Source organism: uncultured Brevundimonas sp., from assembly GCF_937870815.1.
GTDB lineage: Bacteria > Pseudomonadota > Alphaproteobacteria > Caulobacterales > Caulobacteraceae > Brevundimonas.
Window position 1 is genome coordinate 1 of sequence record NZ_CALMZS010000019.1, and the last position, 19,365, is coordinate 19,365.

Annotated in this window: 21 protein-coding genes; 14 read left to right on the forward strand and 7 right to left on the reverse strand. The window is 69.6% G+C overall.

From position 1 onward, the window contains the following. Positions 1 to 145 precede the first annotated feature (145 nt). The gene (locus Q0588_RS01330; protein ID WP_298743051.1) at positions 146 to 604 is read right to left on the reverse strand and encodes an NUDIX hydrolase; all 459 of its coding nucleotides are present in this window, start codon (positions 602 to 604) and stop codon (positions 146 to 148) included. On the opposite strand from Q0588_RS01330, the gene Q0588_RS01335 reads away from it, so the two are divergent. Beyond that, a complete protein-coding gene (locus Q0588_RS01335) occupies positions 603 to 866 on the forward strand; it encodes a hypothetical protein (protein WP_298743053.1) in 264 nt (87 codons plus the stop codon). The two genes, Q0588_RS01330 and Q0588_RS01335, sit on opposite strands and share 2 nt — an antisense overlap. A 1-nt stretch (position 867) precedes the next feature. Further along, complete coding sequence (locus Q0588_RS01340; RefSeq protein WP_298743055.1) at positions 868 to 1,995, forward strand: ABC transporter permease; 1,128 nt, start codon at positions 868 to 870, stop codon at positions 1,993 to 1,995. A 4-nt stretch (positions 1,996 to 1,999) separates the two neighbouring features. Here Q0588_RS01340 and Q0588_RS01345 read toward each other — a convergent pair whose 3' ends face one another. Further along, positions 2,000 to 2,671 (reverse strand): J domain-containing protein, encoded by a 672-nt coding sequence (locus tag Q0588_RS01345; RefSeq protein ID WP_298743056.1) that lies wholly within the window; start codon positions 2,669 to 2,671, stop codon positions 2,000 to 2,002. 45 nt (positions 2,672 to 2,716) lie between these two features. Here Q0588_RS01345 and Q0588_RS01350 point away from each other — a divergent pair, with 45 nt between their 5' ends. From Q0588_RS01350 to Q0588_RS01375, 6 genes are all read left to right on the forward strand, one after another. Beyond that, positions 2,717 to 3,019, forward strand: coding sequence for a BolA family protein (locus Q0588_RS01350; protein ID WP_298743057.1), 303 nt, complete (start codon positions 2,717 to 2,719; stop codon positions 3,017 to 3,019). A 106-nt stretch (positions 3,020 to 3,125) separates the two neighbouring features. Then, on the forward strand, positions 3,126 to 4,943 hold the full coding sequence (locus Q0588_RS01355) for an ATP-binding protein (protein WP_298743059.1): 1,818 nt from the start codon (positions 3,126 to 3,128) through the stop codon (positions 4,941 to 4,943). Between the two features lie 60 nt (positions 4,944 to 5,003). Next, positions 5,004 to 6,698, forward strand: a complete 1,695-nt coding sequence (locus tag Q0588_RS01360) for a cisplatin damage response ATP-dependent DNA ligase (protein WP_298743060.1) — start codon at positions 5,004 to 5,006, stop codon at positions 6,696 to 6,698. Positions 6,699 to 6,753: 55 nt separating this feature from the next. Further along, a complete protein-coding gene (locus Q0588_RS01365; protein ID WP_298743062.1) occupies positions 6,754 to 7,725 on the forward strand; it encodes a mechanosensitive ion channel family protein in 972 nt (323 codons plus the stop codon). Positions 7,726 to 7,728: 3 nt separating this feature from the next. Beyond that, the gene (locus Q0588_RS01370) at positions 7,729 to 8,742 is read left to right on the forward strand and encodes a beta-eliminating lyase-related protein (RefSeq protein WP_298743066.1); all 1,014 of its coding nucleotides are present in this window, start codon (positions 7,729 to 7,731) and stop codon (positions 8,740 to 8,742) included. Positions 8,743 to 8,817: 75 nt separating this feature from the next. After that, a complete protein-coding gene (locus Q0588_RS01375; RefSeq protein WP_298743068.1) occupies positions 8,818 to 8,973 on the forward strand; it encodes a hypothetical protein in 156 nt (51 codons plus the stop codon). 3 nt (positions 8,974 to 8,976) lie between these two features. Here Q0588_RS01375 and Q0588_RS01380 read toward each other — a convergent pair whose 3' ends face one another. After that, positions 8,977 to 9,540 (reverse strand): sigma-70 family RNA polymerase sigma factor, encoded by a 564-nt coding sequence (locus Q0588_RS01380; RefSeq protein ID WP_298743070.1) that lies wholly within the window; start codon positions 9,538 to 9,540, stop codon positions 8,977 to 8,979. A gap of 167 nt (positions 9,541 to 9,707) precedes the next feature. Between Q0588_RS01380 and egtB the strand changes: the two genes are divergently transcribed. Then, complete coding sequence (gene egtB / locus Q0588_RS01385) at positions 9,708 to 11,867, forward strand: ergothioneine biosynthesis protein EgtB (RefSeq protein ID WP_298743072.1); 2,160 nt, start codon at positions 9,708 to 9,710, stop codon at positions 11,865 to 11,867. 64 nt (positions 11,868 to 11,931) lie between these two features. Here egtB and Q0588_RS01390 read toward each other — a convergent pair whose 3' ends face one another. Further along, on the reverse strand, positions 11,932 to 12,153 hold the full coding sequence (locus tag Q0588_RS01390; RefSeq protein WP_298743074.1) for a general stress protein: 222 nt from the start codon (positions 12,151 to 12,153) through the stop codon (positions 11,932 to 11,934). Between the two features lie 120 nt (positions 12,154 to 12,273). After that, the gene (locus Q0588_RS01395) at positions 12,274 to 12,438 is read right to left on the reverse strand and encodes a hypothetical protein (protein ID WP_298743076.1); all 165 of its coding nucleotides are present in this window, start codon (positions 12,436 to 12,438) and stop codon (positions 12,274 to 12,276) included. A 124-nt stretch (positions 12,439 to 12,562) separates the two neighbouring features. Between Q0588_RS01395 and Q0588_RS01400 the strand changes: the two genes are divergently transcribed. Continuing rightward, positions 12,563 to 12,856, forward strand: a complete 294-nt coding sequence (locus tag Q0588_RS01400; protein ID WP_298743078.1) for a hypothetical protein — start codon at positions 12,563 to 12,565, stop codon at positions 12,854 to 12,856. Positions 12,857 to 12,976: 120 nt separating this feature from the next. Here Q0588_RS01400 and Q0588_RS01405 read toward each other — a convergent pair whose 3' ends face one another. Continuing rightward, positions 12,977 to 13,678, reverse strand: a complete 702-nt coding sequence (locus Q0588_RS01405; protein ID WP_298743079.1) for an MBL fold metallo-hydrolase — start codon at positions 13,676 to 13,678, stop codon at positions 12,977 to 12,979. 200 nt (positions 13,679 to 13,878) lie between these two features. Here Q0588_RS01405 and tig point away from each other — a divergent pair, with 200 nt between their 5' ends. Continuing rightward, positions 13,879 to 15,222: a trigger factor gene (tig, locus tag Q0588_RS01410; protein ID WP_298743080.1), complete on the forward strand. Its 1,344-nt coding sequence runs from the start codon at positions 13,879 to 13,881 to the stop codon at positions 15,220 to 15,222. 119 nt (positions 15,223 to 15,341) lie between these two features. Continuing rightward, positions 15,342 to 15,983: an ATP-dependent Clp protease proteolytic subunit gene (locus Q0588_RS01415; RefSeq protein ID WP_298743082.1), complete on the forward strand. Its 642-nt coding sequence runs from the start codon at positions 15,342 to 15,344 to the stop codon at positions 15,981 to 15,983. A 105-nt stretch (positions 15,984 to 16,088) separates the two neighbouring features. Here Q0588_RS01415 and Q0588_RS01420 read toward each other — a convergent pair whose 3' ends face one another. Next, positions 16,089 to 16,784, reverse strand: a complete 696-nt coding sequence (locus Q0588_RS01420) for an HAD-IB family hydrolase (protein WP_366872478.1) — start codon at positions 16,782 to 16,784, stop codon at positions 16,089 to 16,091. A 198-nt stretch (positions 16,785 to 16,982) separates the two neighbouring features. Here Q0588_RS01420 and clpX point away from each other — a divergent pair, with 198 nt between their 5' ends. Beyond that, on the forward strand, positions 16,983 to 18,257 hold the full coding sequence (clpX, locus tag Q0588_RS01425; protein WP_298743085.1) for an ATP-dependent Clp protease ATP-binding subunit ClpX: 1,275 nt from the start codon (positions 16,983 to 16,985) through the stop codon (positions 18,255 to 18,257). Between the two features lie 353 nt (positions 18,258 to 18,610). Next, positions 18,611 to 19,365: LON peptidase substrate-binding domain-containing protein (locus Q0588_RS01430; RefSeq protein ID WP_298743087.1), on the forward strand; the 755-nt coding region annotated here is incomplete at its 3' end.

A 19,365-nucleotide genomic window follows, 5' to 3' on the forward strand; every position in this document is an offset into this window, starting at 1 on the left:
AAGGCGACTTCGAGAAGGGCGAAGAGAATGGGGCCATCGCTGCAACCAACCTCTTAGCCGCTGTCGGCGCGGCCTGGGGCGATCAATCTGCGGATTTTACAAGCGCCAGTTAGGCGTCCTCGGATTTTCCCAATGAGTTGCCGATTCAGGCGGCGAGAACCATGCACTCCTGAAAAACGGACCGCTGATTCGCGACGGGAAATGCGCCAGCGGCCTCGTCGGGCTGGAACCAGCGGGCTTCGGCGATCTCCTCGGCCTGGATACGCAAGTCGATGCCTGCCTGGACCCGCACGAAGAACATCACCGCCTGCTGGCCGTCGTGGTCGAGGCCGCGCTTGAACTTGTAGTCGGGTGAATAGACGAACCTGTTCCGCACCGGCAGTTCGTCCGGTTGCTCGCATACGATGCCGAGTTCCTCGGCCAGTTCACGCCTCATCGCTTCGACGGGCGACTCGCCGGCCTCCACCCCTCCGCCCGCGAGCGTCCACTGATCCGGCGCATAGCCGTGAGGCCGGATCAAAAGCACTTCGCCGGCGGTGTTGGTGACCACGGCCCGCACCTTCTGGCGAAGTCTGAGGCCGTCTTCGTGCACGTAATGGGCCATGCCGCCATTCTGGTCGGCGAGACCTTTCAAGTCGGTAAAGGCGGCCCCTTACTCGGCGCAGCCCACGCATCGCGGCGCGGCGGGGCTGTGGCGCAGCTTCGCCGATCCCGCCTACGACCTGCGCGACCGCGCGGCGCTGGAGGCGGCGATCAGGCCGTTCCGCAAGCCGCCGCTGGAATGGCGCGAGACGAAGCCGACGCTGGAGGACGTCTTCATCCAGCTGATTCACGACATCGAGACCGAGAAAGACAGGGCGGCCTGAGATGCTGTCCCTAACCCGCACCTGGGCCGTGATGGCCAAGGAGTTCATCCAGCTGACGCGCGACCGGCTGACCTATGCGATGATCCTGATGCTGCCCATCGTCCAGCTGCTGCTGTTCGGCTACGCCATCAACGACGATCCGCGCAGCCTGCCGACCGCGGTGCTGGTTCAGGACAACGGCGGCTTCTCCCGCTCGATCCTGACCGCGCTCGACAACAGCGGCTATTTCGACATCGTGCTGCAGGCGCGCAGCCAGTCCGAGCTGGACCGGGCGCTGGCGCGGGGCGACATCCAGTTCGCGGTGATCATCCCCGCCGACTTCACCCGTCGGATCGTGCGCGGCGACCGGGCCCAGCTGCTGGTCGAGGCCGACGCCTCCGACCCCTCGGCGACCTCGGGCGCGGTGGCGGCCCTGGCCAGCCTGCCGGCCCAGGCCCTGACCCGCGAGCTGACCGGGCCGCTGGCGAAACGGATCCCGGGGGCTCAGCCGTTCGAGGTGATCGTGCACCGGCGCTACAATCCCGAGGCCATCACCGCCTACAATATCGTGCCGGGCCTGCTGGGCATTATCCTGTCGATGACGCTGGTGATGATGACCTCGCTGGGCATGGCGCGGGAGCGCGAGCGCGGCACGATGGAGAGCCTGCTGTCGACGCCGGTGCGGCCGCTGGAGGTCATGGTCGGCAAGCTGACCCCCTATGTGCTGGTCGGGCTGATCCAGGCGACGGTGATCCTGGTGATGGCGCGGCTGCTGTTCCAGGTGCCGATGAGCGGCGGCTGGATCGCGCTGGGGACGGGGCTGATGCTGTTCATCGTCGGCTCGCTGTCGCTCGGCTTCCTGATCTCGACCGTGGCGAAGACGCAGCTGCAGGCGATGCAGATGAGCTTCTTCTACATGCTGCCGTCGATCCTGCTGTCCGGCTTCATGTTCCCGTTCCGGGGCATGCCGGAGTGGGCCCAGGCCATCGGCACGGCGATCCCGGTGACCCATTTCCTGCGGGTGGTGCGCGGTTCGCTGCTCAAGGGGGTGGGGCTGGAGAACGCCGGCCCCAGCCTGTTCGCCCTGGCCCTGTTCGTGCTGGTCGTGGGGGCGCTGGCGATGCTCAGGTACCGGACGACGCTGGACTAACGGGTCAGGCGAGACCCGCCTTCTTCAGGGTCTTGTAGGCCTTGATGACGTTCTGGAGCTTGGCCTCGGCGCCGCGGTCGCCCTTGTTCAGGTCCGGGTGGAAGCGCTTCAGCAGCTCGTGGTAGCGGGCCTTGATCGCCTTCCTGTCGCTGCGGACATCGAGGTCCAGGTCGGCCAGGGCCGAGCGCTCCAGCTTGCCCAGCCGCAGTTGATCCTCGCCGTCCGGCCCCGCCTGCTCGCGGGTGCGGCGGCCGAACAGGCCGAAGCTGTCGCGCCAGCTGCCGGCCCCCTGGGTGTTGGCCGTGCCGAATTTGGCGGCGAAGGCGGCGGCCTCGCGGGTGAACCTGCCGGCCTTCATCTCCCAGGTCGGGCGGCCGCCGGTCATGGCCTCGTTCTCCTGGGCGGCGCGCACCTCGCCCTCGCTCATGCCGGCGTAGAAATTCCAGCCCTTGTTGTACTCGCCGGCGTGGCGCTGGCAGAAGTCGTAGAAGTCGTTGAGGCGCTCGCGCGAGCGGGGCGCGCGGGCGGTGGCGGCCTGGCGGCAGTCGGGCCACTGGCACGGCTTCTCGCCCGGCTTGAGGTGCAGGACGTCGGCCTCGGCCGCCTCCTCCTCGGGCCGGGGCGGCCTGACCCGCATATCCTTGAAGCGGGGCTTGTATTGAAACGCGGATGACATCGCGCGAAGTGTAGGGGCGAATTGGTCGCCAACAAGGACAAGCGCATGCCGGAAGGCCCGATCGCGACGATTATTCGTGAAAAACTCACGGCGGGACTGGCGCCGGCGCGTCTGGAGATCGAGGACGACAGCGGCCGCCACGCCGGCCATCACCACGAAGGCGGCGTCGACGGCCGGGCCGGCGGCGAGAGCCATTTCAACGTCACCGTGGTTTCCCGCGCCTTCGAGGGCCAGGGGCGGGTCCAGCGCCAGAGGGCCGTGAACGACCTGCTGCGCGAGGAGCTGGCCGGGCCGGTGCACGCCCTGTCGATCCGCGCCCTGACCCCGGCCGAGGCCGGGTCCGGCTGAACCGCGACGCCTCGCCGAACGGCGTCGTCGGAAAGCGTCAGCGTTCACCTCGTCTTAGAATCTTGCTCCTAGCGTTCGCCCGGACTGGAATGGGGAAGGGCGCGCAATGGTCGAATCCGACGGGATCAGCAAGCCGGCGAACGGCGACCCCGGTTCCGGCGAGGCCGCCCAGGCGCTGCGCGCCATTCTGCAGACCCAGTATCTCCGCTATCTGATCATCTCCAGCTGGGCCGTGGGCCTGCTGTCAGTGGTCGGGCCGATCACGGCGGCCTTCTGGTTCTTCGGCACCATCGCCGCCGGCGCCCTGCGCGGCGCGGTCGAGAAGCGCATCAGCGACCGGGTCGGAGCCGGCTGGGGCCTGATCTTCCCGGCCGTGGCCACGGCGACCACCGCCGCCTGGGCGACCGCGCCGCTGATGGCGTGGTTCTCGGGCCACCCCTTCGGCCAGCCCCTGGCCATGACCCTGCTGGTCTCGGGCTATGTGCTGGTGTTCGCCCAGCTGCGCAGCTCGCCGAAACAGGCCGTGGTGATCTCGTCGCCCTACGGCGTCTCGGCCGCCGTCATCGCCGCCTCCCTGTGGGGCACGGACCTGTTCTGGGCCTTCATGGGGGTGGTGCCGTTCACGGCCGCGGGCCTGGTCGTGCTGGTGCTGATGACCATGCTGCGCGAGGAGCGGATCCGCGTCTTCCAAAGACATCAGGCCCATCTGATCGAGGAGCTTGAGTCCGCCCGCGACCGCGCCGATGCGGCCAGCGAGGCCAAGTCCAGCTTCCTCGGCGTCATTTCGCATGAGCTGCGCACGCCGATGAACGGGGTGCTCGGGGCCGCGCAACTGCTCGGGGCCACCCGGCTCGAGCCGAGCCAGCGCGAATATCTGTCGATCATCCGCAACTCGGGCGACAATCTGCTGAGCCTGCTCAACGACATCCTCGACATGACCAAGATCGAGGCGGGCAAGATGACCTTCGAGGTCGTCGACGTCTTGGTGGAGGACCTGCACAAGCGGATCATCGGGCCGTTCCAGGCCCAGGCCGAGGCTAGGGGGCTGATCTTCTCGGCCCGCTTCGAGGGCGAACCGCCGGCCGTGGTCCGCGGCGATCCGCTGCGGGTCTGCCAGGTCATCCACAACCTGCTGTCCAATGCGGTTAAATTCACCGACGCCGGCGAAGTGATCTATACCGTCCGCTCCGAGCCGATCGGGGAGGACCGGGTCCGGTTCGATTTCGTCGTCAAGGACTCCGGGGCCGGCATCGCCCCCGAGGATCTCGAGCGGCTGTTCCAGCCGTTCACCCAGGTCGACGCCTCGTCGACGCGCCGTTTCGGCGGCACCGGCCTGGGCCTGACCATCTCGCGCCGGATGGCCAACATCATGGGCGGCGACATCACCGTGGAGTCGACAGTGGGCGAGGGCTCGACCTTCACCTTCAGCGTCGAGGCGGCGGTGGTGGAGTGGACCCGCCAGGAAGCCGCGGCGCCGATCGCGGCCGAGGTCGAGGGCGGCCGGTCGCTGGGCGTGCTGGTGGTCGAGGATCACCCGGTCAACCGGATGATCCTCGAAGCCTGGATGAGCTCGGCCGGCCATGTCTCGTCGACCGCGGAGAACGGCCAGATCGCCGTCGAGATGGCCGCGGGCCAGCGCTTCGATCTGATCATCATGGACGTGAACATGCCGGTCATGGACGGCCTGACCGCCACGCGGGCCATCCGCGCCGGGGCGGGGGTCAATCGCGAGACGCCGATCGTGGTGCTGTCCGCCTCGGCCCGGACCGAGGACCACGAGGCCGGGCTGGAGGCCGGGGCCGACGCCTATCTGAACAAGCCGATCGACTTCGCCGCCCTGGCGCAGGTGATGAACCAGGTCGGCGACGGACGGGCGGGGCTGCGCGCCTTCGCCGAGACCGGCCAGCGGGCCCGGGCGGCCTGACCGCGCCGCGCGGGGCCGCCGGAGGGAGACTTCCGCGGCGTTTTCGCGTTTGAAGGCGGCATGCGCGCCTTCGCCGAACTGCTGGACCGACTGTCGCTGACGGCCTCGCGCAATGCGAAGCTGATCCTGCTGAGGGACTATCTGAGGAGCACGCCCGACCCGGACCGGGGCTGGGCGCTGGCCGCGCTGACCGGCGAGCTGACCTTCGCCGCGGCCAGGCCGGCGATGATCCGCAGGGCGGTGGAGGGCCGGGTCGACCCGGTGCTGTTCGGCTGGTCCTACGACTATGTCGGCGACCTGGCCGAGACCGTGGCGCTGATCTGGCCGCCCGATCCGGACCGTCGCCCCAATCGCGAGCCGTCGCTGGGCGAGGTGGTCGAGGCGCTGCGGACGGCCGGGCGGGCCGAGGTTCCCGGCCTGCTCGAGGGCTGGCTCGACACCCTGGCACCGAAGGGCCGATGGGCGCTGCTGAAGTTGATGACCGGCGGACTGCGGGTCGGCCTGTCGGCGCGGCTGGCCAGGACGGCCGCGGCCATGGTCCGTCCGGAGCGGGTCAGCGCCCCGCCCGAGCCCGGGGGCGGGGAGGGATGGACCGCGCTGGAGCCGGTCGGGGCGTCGGACATCGAGGAGCTGTGGCATGCGCTGACGCCGCCCTACGGCGACCTGTTCGCCTGGCTGGAGGGCCATGGCGAGCGGCCCGACGCCGCGGCGCCGGGACGGTTCCGGCCGGTCATGCTGGCCACCGCCATCGACGGGGCGGCGGACTTCCCGAGGCTGGACCCCGCCGACTACGCCGCGGAGTGGAAATGGGACGGCATCCGGGTGCAGGCCGTGCGCGAGGGCGGGGCGGCGCGGCTGTATTCACGCACGGGCGACGAGATCTCGGGCGCCTTCCAGGACGTGATGGCCGGGCTGGCGTTCGACGGCGCGGTGGACGGCGAACTGGTGATCTGGCGGGACGGCGGGGCGGCACCCTTCGGCGATCTTCAGCAGCGGCTGAACCGCAAGAGCGTCGACGCCCGGAGGATGGCGGCCTTTCCGGCGGCCATCGTCGCCTATGACCTGCTGGCGGAGCGTGGCGAGGACCTGCGGCTGCTGCCGCTGAAGGAGCGCCGGGCGCGGCTCGAGGCGCTGGTCGAGGGGCAGGGCGGGGCCCGGCTGCACCTGTCGCCGATCGTGCCCTTTGCGGGCTGGGACGAGCTGGCCGCCCTGCGCGCCGATCCCCCGGTCGGGGCGGCGGCCGAGGGGCTGATGCTGAAGCGCTGGGACAGCCCCTATGTGGCCGGCCGCCCCAGGGGCCCGTGGTTCAAATGGAAGCGCGATCCGCACGTCATCGACGCCGTGCTGATGTACGCCCAGCGCGGGCACGGCAAGCGCTCGAGCTTCTATTCCGACTACACCTTCGGCGTGTGGACGGACGAAGGGGCGCTGACGCCGGTGGGCAAGGCCTATTTCGGCTTCACCGACGAGGAGCTGAGGCAGCTCGACAAATTCGTTCGCGACCATACGGTGGAGCGGTTCGGACCGGTGCGCGCGGTGCGGGCCGAACGCGACTTCGGCCTGGTGCTGGAGATCGCCTTCGAGGGGCTGAACCGGTCGACCCGGCACAGGTCCGGGGTGGCCATGCGCTTTCCGCGCATCAGCCGCATCCGCTGGGACAAGCCCGCGCGCGAGGCCGGCTCCCTGGACGACGTCATCGACCTGCTGGACGCGCTGGAGGGCGGGGGCGGGCGGATCGGGACGGCGACCGGCTGAAGAATCCGGCCCCGGCGGGCTTCCAAAACGGAGCAGGGACGTTAGACCCGGCCGGATGACCTCGCTGCAGACCTCGCTGAACGACGCCCTGGCGGCCGGCCGGCAGGCGGCCGCCCTGGACGCGGCCCTGCTGGCCAAGCTCACCGACCTGGCGGGCGACCTGGCGATCAATCTGGCCATCGCCCTGGTCATCCTGGCCTCGACGGTGATCGGGGCGCGCTGGGCGGCGCGGTTGACGCGGCGCGCCCTGCTGCGGGTCCACGCCTTCCGCAAGGACCAGACCGTCCTGAGTTTCGCCATCCAGGTGGCGCGGGTGGTGATCTACATCATCGGCTTCATCGCCATCCTGCAGCGGCTCGGGGTGCAGACCACCTCGATCATCGCGGTTCTCGGGGCCGCCTCGCTGGCGGTCGGCCTGGCGCTGCAGGGAACCCTGTCCAACGTGGCGGCGGGGGTGCTGCTGCTGGTGCTGAGACCCTACAAGGTCGGCGACGTGATCGACGTCGGCGGGGTGGCCGGCTCGGTGCAGCGGCTCGACCTGTTCACCACCCAGATGGCGAACGCCAACAACCACAAGATCGTCGTGCCGAACTCGAAGGTGCTGGGCGACGTCATCCTGAACCTGTCGGGACAGAGGACGCGGCGGGTGGAGATCAACTTCACGGTCGGCTACGGCGAGGACCTGAACGCGGCGCGCGGCGTGCTGGAGGCGGTGGCGCAAGGGCACGACAAGGTGCTGCCGGACCCGGCTCCCTGGACCGGGGTGACCGCCCTGCTGGACAGCGCCGTCCAGATCACCCTGCAGGCCTGGGTCAATTCGGACGACTGGTGGCAGACCCAGGCCGATCTGATGCAGGGCGGCAAGGAGGCCATCGACGCGGCCGGCATCGAGATTCCGTTCCCGCACCAGGTGGCCGTGCCCTACGGCGACGCGGGCGACCTGCCGCCCGTCGCGCCGGCGGCCGGGCGGGCCGGGCGGAGAACGGGCGACGCCGCCGCCGGCGCGCCGGAAACCGGAGAAGACTGAGCGATGCGCCACGACTTCGGTTCGGACAACACCGCCGGCATGGCGCCGGCCGCCCTGCAGGCCTTCGTCGAGGCCAACCAGGGCCACGCCCGGGCCTATGGCGCGGACGAGGTCACGGCGCGCGCCGCCGACCAGATCCGGGCCCGCCTCGACGCCGACGCCGAGGTCCGCTTCGTGTTCTCGGGCACGGCCGCGAACGCCATCGCCCTGTCGATGCTGGCGTGGCCGCACGAGGCGGTGCTGGCCCATCACGCGGCCCACGTCTGCACCGACGAGACCGGCGCGCCCGGCTTCTTCGGGTCCGGCGTCGGCCTGATCGGCCTGCCGGGCTTCTCGGGCAAGATCGATCCGCTGGCGCTGGCCGCCGCCCTCGACGAGCCCGAGGTCGGCCACCGCCAGCCCCCGGCGGCGCTGAGCCTGACCCAGTCGACCGAATACGGCGCCGTCTACACCGAGGAGGAGCTGCGCCACCTGATCGAGCCGATGAAGCTGAAGGGCCATGGCGTCCACGTCGACGGGGCCCGGCTGGCCAACGCCGCGGCGGCCGGGTTCGATCTGAAACAGATCGCCCGGCTGGGCGTCGACGTGCTGGTGTTCGGCGGGGCCAAGGCCGGGGCCAACTGCACCGAGGCCATCGTCATGTTCGACCGCTCGCTGGCGCGGCGCATCGACAACCGACTGAAGCAGGCCGGGCAGACGGCGTCCAAGGCCCGCTTCCTGGCCGCGCCCTTCCTCGGCCTGCTGGAGAGCAACGCCTGGGAGGACGGCGCGGCCCACGCCAATCTGATGGCGCAACGGCTGGCCGGGGGCCTGGCGGCCGGGTCGCCGTTCGCCCTGGCCCATCCGGTCGAGGCCAACGCCGTGTTCGTCCATATGCCGGCCGAGGCCCACCGGCGGCTCAACGAGCTCGGCTGGGCCTGCTACCGCTTCGATGACGGATCGGTGCGTTTCGTCTGCTCCTGGGCGACGACCGCCGAGGCCGTCGACGAGCTGCTGGACGCCGTCCGCCGCCTTTGACACCGGCCGCCCCGGTCGGATAGTCGAGAGGGCCCGCCGCCGGCCCATGCCCGCCGGTGCGGGCCGGGGGGACCCATGGCGAAACGATCAGGGCCGCGTGACAGGCCGGAGGTGCAGGCCGCGCTGCGCCAGGCCTTCAAGGCCGTCGAGGCCGCGCCGACGCCGGCCGTGCTGACGGAACACCTCGACCGGCTGACCGCGCCGAAACCGGGCCGCGGCGAGCGGTCGTGACCGTCAGGCGGCGCCCCGGGGCATGTCCATCGCCTCCGCCAGCCGGTTGCGGGCGCGGTTGACGCGGCTCTTGATGGTGCCGAGCGCGCAGCCGGCGATCTCGGCCGCCTCCTCGTAGGACAGGCCGGCGGCGCCGACCATGACGATGGCCTCGCGGTGCTCGGGCGGCAGGTCGTCGAGCGCGTGCCTGAGCGCGCTGAGCTCGACGGTCCATTCCTGGCTGCCCTCGGCGGTCAGGCGCGCGGCGTGGCGTCCGTCCTCGTCGGCGACCTCGCGGCTCCGCTTGGCCACCGACGAATACCAGGAGTTCCGGAGGATGGTGAACAGCCAGGCCCTGAGGTTGGTGCCGGGCTCGAAGCGGTCGCGATAGGTCCAGGCCTTGGTCAGGGTCTCCTGGACCAGGTCGTCGGCGTCCGCGCCATTGCGCGACAGCGACCAGGCGAAGGCCCGCAGGGAGGGCAGGCGGGCGGTGACCGCCTCGCGCCAGCTGGCGCGGTCCACAATGCCTTCCGGAGCGACGGGGTCGGTGTCGTGGCCACCCTCGGATGGCGCGCTGGGCAGCGACATGCGGAAACTCTCACCACGGCGGACGTGTCGCCGTAAATCGGGACGCGCGATCTGAACGCCCCGCGCGAGGGGAGCGTTCCGCTGGACAGGCCGCCGTCGCCGTGGAACAAACAGGGACTGTGGCGGTTGTCCCCGGCCGGGGGAACGGGACGTCCAGGGGCCGACGCATGACCGCATCCATCCGAGTCCCGGCGTCCTCGGACGCCTCGCTGGAGGCGTTCCGACGGGTTCGCTCGGCCCTGCCGGATCTCGCCCGCGGTCTCGGCCCGGAAGACCTGGCGGCCCAGTCGATGACCGACTGCAGCCCGGGCAAATGGCACCTGGCCCACACCAGCTGGTTCTTCGAGGCGATGATCCTGGCCGGCGAGCCGGGCTATGCGCCGGTCGACCCGCGCCTCCAATTTCTGTTCAACAGCTACTATGAAGCCCTGGGTGAGCGGGTGGCGCGCGGCGATCGCGGGCTGATGACGCGGCCGTCGCTGGACGAGGTCCTGGCCTACCGGCGCGAGATCGACCGGCGCATGGAGGCCTGGCTCGGGCGCGGCCCGCCGCGGGGGCGGCAGGCCTATCTGTTCACCCTCGGCCTGCACCACGACCAGCAGCATCAGGAACTGTTCCTGATGGATCTGCTCAATCTGATGGCGCGGTCTCCGCTGGACCCGGCCGCCTACGACGCCGAACCGCGGCGGGCCCCGGCCCAGCCCCCGCGGGGCGGCCGGACGCGCTTCGAGGGCGGGCTGGCGCGGATCGGCCACGACGGCGACGGCTTCGCCTTCGACAACGAGGGGCCGGCCCACCTCCAGTGGCTGGAGCCCTACGGCCTCGACCACGACCTGGTCAGCAACGCCGACTGGATCGGCTTCATCGAGGACGGCGGCTATGAGCGGCCGGAGCTGTGGCTGTCGGACGGCTGGGCGGCGGTGAGGGCGGAGTCCTGGACGGCGCCGCTGTACTGGCGCCGCGAGGAGCGGGGCTGGACCACGATGACGCTGGCGGGCCGCCGGACCGTCGATCCCGGCGCGCCGGTGCGCCACGTCAGCTTCTACGAGGCCGAGGCCTACGCCCGCTGGGCCGGCGCCCGCCTGCCGACCGAGGCCGAGTGGGAGCATGCGGTCCGCTGCCGCCCCGAGGTGTTTTCCAACGCATTCGGCGAGGTCTGGCAGTGGACCTCGAGCGCCTACGCCCCATATCGGGGTTTCCGGCCGACCGAAGGGACCGCGTCCGAGTACAACGGCAAGTTCATGGCCAACCAGATGGTGCTGCGCGGATCCTGCTGGGCGACGCCGGAGGGTCATGAGCGGGTCAGCTACCGCAATTTCTTCTATCCGCAGCAGAGGTGGGCGTTCATGGGACTGAGACTGGCCAGGGACCTGCCCGCTCCCGAAGCGCGCGCCGCGGGCGAGGCCGAGACCGCCCGGTTCCGCCGCGACCTCCTGAACGGCCTCGGCCGCTCGCCCAAGGTCGCCTCGCCCAAATGGTTCTACGACGCCGAGGGGTCCCGCCTGTTCGAACAGATCACCCGGCTGCCGGAATACTATCCGACCCGGCAGGAGGCGGCGCTGCTGCGTGAGGTCGCCCCGGCCTGGGCGGCGCGCTTCGGTCCCGGCGCGACGCTGGTCGAATTCGGCTCGGGAGCCAGCGAGAAGACCCGGATCGTACTCGACGCGGCCCCCGGCCTGGCCGCCTATGTCCCCATCGACATCAGCGCCGACGCGCTCAGCGCCGCGGCCCGGCGCATCGACGAAACCTATCCCGGAATCCGCGTCGCGCCGCTGGTCGGCGACTTCCTGCATCTGGCGGCCCTGCCCGAGGGAATCGGCGACGGACGGCGGATCGGCTTCTTCCCCGGCTCGACCATCGGCAACCTGGAGGAGGCGGAGGCCGTGGCCTTCCTGACCGCCGCCCGGCGCCAGCTGGGCGAGGGGGCGCTGTTCATTCTCGGCGTCGACCTGGTCAAGGCGCCCGCGGTGCTGACCGCCGCCTATGACGACGCCGCCGGGGTGACGGCGGCCTTCAACCGGAACCTGCTGGTCCGCGCCAACCGCGAGCTGAAGGCGGGTTTCGACATCGACGGCTTCGTGCACCGCGCGCTGTGGAACGCCGACGCCGCGCGCATGGAGATGCATCTGGAGGCGGTGCGGGACATGCAGGTGGAGATCGACGGGCGGATCGTCGCCTTCCGTCGCGGCGAGACCATCCACACCGAGAATTCGCGCAAATTCACCGAGGCCTCGGTCCGCGACCTGGCGGCGGCGTCCGGCTGGCGGGTCGCCGCCTTCGAGACCGGGCCGGAACCCTCGGTGGCGCTGGCGCTGCTGGAGGCCTGAATCGGAAGGGGCGGCCCGGATGTCCGGCGCCGCCCCTCCGGGTTCCGTCCCGGCTCCGGGGGGCCTATTCGGAGGAGCGGGTCTCCTTGGCGCGCGAACCGTGCGAGGCCTCGCCGCCCTTGCGTCCGGCCTGGGCCGCGAGGCCGCGGTCCTGGGAGAAGCTGCGCTTCTCGCTGGGCACGCTGGCGCCGCCCTTGCGCGCGATCTCCCGCTGTCGTTCCGGATCCATCGAGGCGAAGCCCCGCTTGGAAACACCGGAGGCTCGGATGGGCTGACCTAAAGCCATTGCAATGTCCTTTCACACCGACGGTCGAGGTTGCTGACTGAACCCCCCCGACCCCGTCCGGTTCCGGTCCGTTCCTCACAGAAACGCGAGCGAATCAGGGGGTTTGACGAACGCCGGTCGTCAGTCCTCGCCGTATGGACGGGAGTCCCCCTCGCCGCCGCCGCCGGGTTCGAGCGGCGGAATCTCGTCGGGCGCCTCGGTCGGGTCGATGTCGGGCTGGGGGGTGTCCGGCGGGGGCATGTCGGGTCGGGGCGTGCCGGGCGGGGTGGGCTCGATATAGGTCATGGCGGCCTCCTCGCCGGTAGAACGCCGGGGCGGGCGGCCCGTTCAATCACTTTCCCGACGCGCCGGAACCGCCCGGGGAGGCGTGGATTGAACAGGCCGTACCGAGCATTTCAGGGAGCCCGCCATGAGCGAGACGACGTACACCGGCCAGCCCGGTCCCGAAGACATCGACGACGGCGTCGAGCTGGAGTCGGCGCGGCTGGACCGCGAGGCCGACGCCATCCTGCTCGGCGACGAGGCGCGGACCCCGGGGCCCCGGCCGCTGCATACGGCGGTCCGCGAGGACGCCCTGGCGGCTCGCGACTGGGGCCGGGCCCGGGCCGAGCGGCTGCGCCGGGCGGTCGAGGAGGGGCCGATGCAGGCGACGCTCTATGCGCTCGGCCTCGGCGTGGTCATCGGCCTGCTGATCGCCCGCTAGAGTGAAATCGGTTTGGACGCGATCGCGTCCAAACCCGGATCTTCGCTCCAGCATTATACTGGAGCCTGATTCACGGCATCGGCGGCATCGCGAAGCGATTCTTCCTCAACCGATCAGGCTCTAGGACGGGCCCGCCGCGGGCCGGGGGACCGGCGCCCCGCGCATCGCCTCGTCCGAGACGAACGGGTTGCTGCGCCGCTCGGCCCCGAAGGTCGAGGTCGGCCCGTGCCCCGGCACGAAGGCGACGTCGTCGCCCAGCGGCCAGAGCCGGGTCGTGATGGCGGCGAGCAGCGCCGCGTGATCGCCGCGCGGGAAGTCGGTGCGGCCGATCGAGCCCTTGAACAGGACGTCCCCCACCTGGGCGAACCGGGCGGCGCGGTTGAAGAAGATCACGTGGCCCGGGGTATGGCCGGGGCAGTGATACACCTCCCAGCGCGTCTCCCCCAGGGTCAGGGCGTCGCCGTCGGCCAGCCAGCGCGTCGGGGTGAAGCTGCGCGCCCCGGGCAGGCCGTACATCCGGCCCTGCTGGGGGATGCCGTCGATCCAGAATTGGTCGTCCGGGTGCGGGCCGATGATGTCCAGTCCGGTCTTCTCCTGCATCTCGGCCGCGCCGCCGGCGTGGTCGAGATGGCCGTGGGTGATCCAGATGGCGTCGAGCGTCAGCCCCCGTCCGGTCGCCGCCGCCAGCAGGGCGTCGACCGAGGCGCCCGGGTCGATGATCGCCGCCTTCATCGTCTTGCGGCACCAGACGAGGGTGCAGTTCTGCTGCAGGGGGGTCACCGGGAAGATGGCGACTCCGATCGGGGAGGGGGACTGGTCCATGCCTTCAGATAGCGGTTTGCGGCCGTCGCCGGAACCCGATGCCTGCGGGTTCACATTGACCTTTGGAGCCGTCCTCTACATAAGGGCGGGCTTCAAGGCGCCGCCTCGCCGGAAACGGTTCCGGGGCGGCCCTTTTGCTTTACCCATATCGCGCGCGCCCCGCCGCCAAGGCGCCGCCCCAGAGCGTCAGAATCCCGACCATGCAAGTCGTCGAAAAGTCCTCCGAAGGCCTCAGCCGCGTGATCGCGGTGACCATCCCCGTCGCGGAGCTGAACCAGAAGCTGGACGCGAAGCTGAAGGAGGTCGCGCCGCAGGTGAAGCTGAAGGGCTTCCGGCCCGGCAAGGTCCCCGCCTCGCATGTGAAGAAGACCTTCGGCCGCGACCTGATGGGCGAGATCGTCAACGAGGCGTTGAACACCTCCAGCCAGAAGGCGCTCGACGACGCCAAGGTGCGCCCGGCCGCCCCGGCCGAGATGAAGCTGACCTCGGACATGGACAAGGTCATCGCCGGCCAGGACGACCTCGCCTACGAGATGTCGCTGGAGGTGATGCCGGAGTTCACCCCGGTCGACATCAAGTCGCTGGAGCTGACGCGCCCGACCTATGAGGCGACCGACGCCGACCTGGACGAGGCGCTGGCCGAGCTGGCCGGCCAGGCCAGGTCGTACGAGGACAAGAAGGGCAAGAACGTCAAGGCCGCCGAGGGCGATGAGCTCACCATCGACTTCCTTGGCAAGCTGGACGGCGAGCCGTTCAAGGGCGGCGCCGCCGAGGACGCCCAGCTGGTGATCGGCTCGAACCGCTTCATCCCGGGGTTCGAGGAGCAGCTGAAGGGCGCCAAGGTCGGCGAGGAGAAGGTCCTGAACGTGACCTTCCCCGAGGACTATCAGGCCAAACACCTGGCCGGCAAGGCCGTGACCTTCGACGTCAAGGTCAAGGCCATCAAGGCCGAGGCCCCGGCCGTGGTCGACGAGGATTTCGCCAAGCGCATCGGCCTGGAGTCGCTGGACAAGCTCAAGGAGCTGCTGCGCGACAACCTGAACCAGCAGTACAAGGGCGCCGCCCGCTTCAAGCTGAAGCGCGCCCTGCTCGACGAGCTGGACAAGGCCCACGACTTCCCGCTGCCGCCCAAGATGGTCGATGCCGAATTCGACAGCATCTGGAGCCAGGTGCAGGCCGACAAGGAAGCCGGCCGCCTGCCGGAGGAGGACGCCGCGAAGTCCGAGAAGACGCTCAAGGAAGAGTATCGCAAGATCGCCGAGCGCCGCGTGCGCCTGGGTCTGGTGCTGGCCGAGATCGGCCGCGCCAACAACGTCCAGGTCACCGACCGGGAGCTCAACAACGCCATCATGAACGAGGCCCGCAACTATCCGGGCCAGGAGCGTCAGGTGCTGGACTTCTATCGCCAGAACCCCAACGCCGCCGCCCAGATGCGCGCCCCGATCTATGAGGAGAAGGTTTGCGACCTGATCTTCGACCAGGCCAGGGTGACCGATACGCCGATCACCAAGGAAGATCTGCTCAGGGAAGACGACGAGCTCTGACCGCCGCGCGGCCGCCCGGGCCCGGTCCGCGCCTTGCATCCTTCGCCGGGCGACGCGATATCCTGTCGAACAGGCGCGCGACCGGCGAGTCGCGGCCCCAGCATCCCGAGAAGGCCTGAATGCGCGATCCGATCGAACTGATGAACATGAACCTCGTCCCCATGGTGGTGGAGCAATCCAGCCGGGGCGAGCGGGCCTTCGACATCTTCTCGCGGCTGTTGCGCGAACGGATCATCTTCCTGACCGGGCCGTTCGAGGATTCGATGGCCTCGCTGATCTGCGCCCAGCTGCTGTTCCTGGAATCGGAGAATCCGAAGAAGGAAATCAGCATGTACATCAACAGCCCCGGCGGCCAGGTGTCGTCGGCTCTCGCGATCTACGACACCATGCAATACATCCGCTCGCCGGTTTCCACCGTGTGCATGGGCATGGCGGCCTCGGCCGGTTCGCTGATCCTGGCCGCCGGCGCCGCCGGTCAGCGCGTGGCCCTGCCGAACGCCCGCATCATGGTGCACCAGCCCTCGGGCGGCTTCCGCGGCCAGGCCTCGGACATCGAACTGCACGCCGCCGACATCCGCTACACCAAGCGGCGGCTGAACGAGATCTACGTCCACCACACCGGCCAGACCTATGAGGAGGTCGAGAAGACCCTCGACCGCGACCACTTCATGAGCGCCGAAGAGGCCAAGGCCTGGGGCGTCGTCGACCACGTCTACGACAAGCGCGAACAGGCCGACGAGGACGGGGTGAAGACGGTCTAGAGTGAAATCGGTTTGGACGCGATCGCGTCCAAACCCGGATCTTCGCTCCAGCATTAGACTGGAGCCTGATTCACGGCATCGGCGGAATCGCGAAGCGATTCCGCCTCAACCGATCAGGCTCCAGGGCCGGGCGCGGCCGCCCTCCGGCTCCGGGCGCGAGGCCCGGGGTCGCCCGGTGAAGACCCGAAACCCCTTCTCCCCGGCGATCTCCAGCATTTCCGTATCGCCGGAGGTGTCGCCATAGGCCGCCGCCAGCCGCACATCGTCCCCGTAAACCGTCCTCAATCGTCGCACCTTCTCCTCGCCCCGGCAGTTGGGGCCGGCGAAGGCCCCGGTGACGCGGTCGTCGGCGTCGAACAGCAGCGGCGTGCCCAGCAGGGCCTCGGCGCCCAGCCGGCGGGCGAACGGGGCCACGGTGGTTTCGGGGCTGGCGGTGACGATGACCCGGTGCGCGCCCCGGTCGCCCCAGGCGTTCCAGACCGCGAGAGCGTCCGGCCGCATGAACCGGCGCCAGATCCGCCCGGCGAAGCGTTCGGCGTCCGCCTCCAGTGTCGCGCGGTCCACACCCCTGAGGAATTCGCGCACCGAGGCGGCCTTGATGCGGCCGCGGTCCCGGTCGCGGGCGTAGGTCGCCACCGCCGGCGCCATCCTGACCAGCCCCAGCGCCCAGGCGGCCGGGCCGGCGCGCCAGCGCAGGAATTCGGTGAAACTGTCGCGGATCGTCAGGGTGCCGTCGAAGTCGAAGGCGACGATGGCCTGATCCTTGCGGGGCGGCTGGCGAAACGGAGGCTGGCGTCCCATGTCAGACATTCGCCGCGATCGCCATCGACAGTGAACCGTCCGCTTCCGTCTCCTGCTTCGCTTTCGCGGGGTTGTGGCGGGCGCCGGGATGGGTGATTGTCATTTTTTGAAGACCTTTGCGCCCATGGTTCGGGAATCAACGCGAGGGAAGCGCGTTTGGCCTCATATCGGGGTCGATCGCGGGAGTGAGAAGGGTCGATGACCAAAGCCGCCGGCACAGACGCCAAGAGCACCCTGTACTGCTCGTTCTGCGGGAAGAGCCAGCATGAGGTGCGCAAGCTCATCGCCGGGCCGACCGTGTTCATCTGCGATGAGTGCGTCGAGCTCTGCATGGATATCATCCGCGAAGAGCACAAGATCTCCTTCTCCAAGGCCAAGGACGGGGTGCCGTCGCCGAAGGAGATCCGCGAGGTCCTCGACGACTATGTGATCGGCCAGGCGCACGCCAAGAAGGTGCTCTCGGTCGCGGTGCACAATCACTACAAGCGTCTGAACCACGCGACGAAGAACAACGACGTCGAGCTGGCCAAGTCGAACATCATGCTGATCGGGCCGACCGGCTCGGGCAAGACGCTGCTGGCCCAGACCCTGGCGCGGATCATCGACGTGCCCTTCACCATGGCCGACGCCACGACCCTGACCGAGGCCGGCTACGTCGGCGAGGACGTCGAGAACATCATCCTCAAGCTGCTGCAGGCCTCGGACTACAATGTCGAACGGGCCCAGCGCGGCATCGTCTACATCGACGAGATCGACAAGATTTCGAGGAAGTCCGACAATCCCTCGATCACCCGCGACGTCTCGGGCGAGGGCGTCCAGCAGGCCCTGCTGAAGATCATGGAGGGCACCGTCGCCTCGGTGCCGCCGCAGGGCGGCCGCAAGCATCCGCAGCAGGAATTCCTGCAGGTCGACACCGCCAACATCCTGTTCATCGTCGGCGGCGCCTTCGCCGGCCTCGAAAAGGTCATCGCGGCGCGCGGCGACGGGGCCTCGATCGGCTTCGGCGCCAAGGTCAAGGAGATCGACGAGCGCCGCACCGGCGACATCCTCAAGGGCGTCGAGCCGGACGACCTGATGCGCTTCGGCCTGATCCCCGAGTTCATCGGCCGCCTGCCCGTGCTGGCGACGCTGGAGGACCTCGACGAGGAAGCCCTGGTCAAGATCCTGACCGAGCCGAAGAACGCCCTGGTCAAGCAGTACAAGCGGCTGTTCGAGATGGAGAACGTCGACCTGGCGTTCACCGACGACGCCCTGATCGCGGTGGCCAAGAAGGCCATCACCCGCAAGACCGGCGCCCGCGGCCTGCGCTCGATCCTCGAGGGCATCCTGCTCGAGACCATGTTCGAACTGCCCACCTTCGAGGGCGTCGAGGAGGTCGTGGTCAACGCCGAGGTGATCGAGGGCAAGGCCCAGCCGCTGCTGATCTACTCGGAATCCAGGGGCAAGAAGGCCGCGCCCGACAGCGCCGCCTGAGTCCCGGGCTGAACCCTCGTCCAGGGCGGTCCGGCGCCGGTCCCACCCTTTTCAATGGCCGCGGTGATGCGGCGGCGACACACGCTGCGCGGGGGATTTCGTGCGTCCCGGCCGCGCGTCGCGCATGGACGATGCCGTGGAACCCCGGGGCCGGGCCCGGGGTTTGCTCCCGGAACGGCTGTGGATGGAAGGGACGGTCGCCTACCCGTTACGCTTGAACCCCGGCTGATCCGAACCACATACTCATCCGAAGGCCGCCGAACGGCGGGCCGAGTCGATACGGCGGGGCACGGTCGCCCCGCACGCCGGCCCGGCGGGCCGGAGATCAACGACGGCCCCGGGAAGTACGCATCATGTCAGAGACCAAGACCCTGCCCGTCCTGCCGCTGAGAGACATCGTCGTCTTTCCGCACATGGTCGTCCCCCTGTTCGTGGGGCGCGAGAAGTCCGTCAAGGCGCTCGACGAGATCATGAAGGGCGAGAAGCAGATCCTGCTCGCCACCCAGAAGAACAGCGTCGACGACGATCCCGAGGCCGACGCCATCTATCCGATCGGGGTTCTGGCCACGGTGCTGCAGCTGCTCAAACTGCCCGACGGCACGGTCAAGGTGCTGGTCGAGGGCAAGAGCCGCGCGCGCCTGACCCGGTTCACCGGGCGCACCGACTATTTCGAGGCCGAGGCGGCGGCGATCGCCGACGATCCGGGCGAGCCGTCGCAGTCGGAGGCCCTGCTGCGCGCGGTCGTCGAGCAGTTCGAAAACTATGTGAAGCTGAACAAGAAGGTGCCGCCCGAGGCGCTCAGCTCGATCCCCCAGATCACCGACCCGTCCAAGCTGGCGGACTCCGTCGCCGCCCATCTGTCGGTCAAGATCGCCGACAAGCAGGGCCTGCTGGAGACCGTCTCGGTGCCGTCGCGGCTGGAGAAGGTCTACGGCCTGATGGAGGGCGAGATCTCGGTCCTGCAGGTCGAGAAGAAGATCCGCTCGCGGGTCAAGCGCCAGATGGAGAAGACCCAGCGGGAGTACTATCTCAACGAGCAGATGAAGGCGATCCAGCGCGAGCTGGGCGAGACCGACGACGCCCGCGACGAGATCATGGAGCTGGAGAA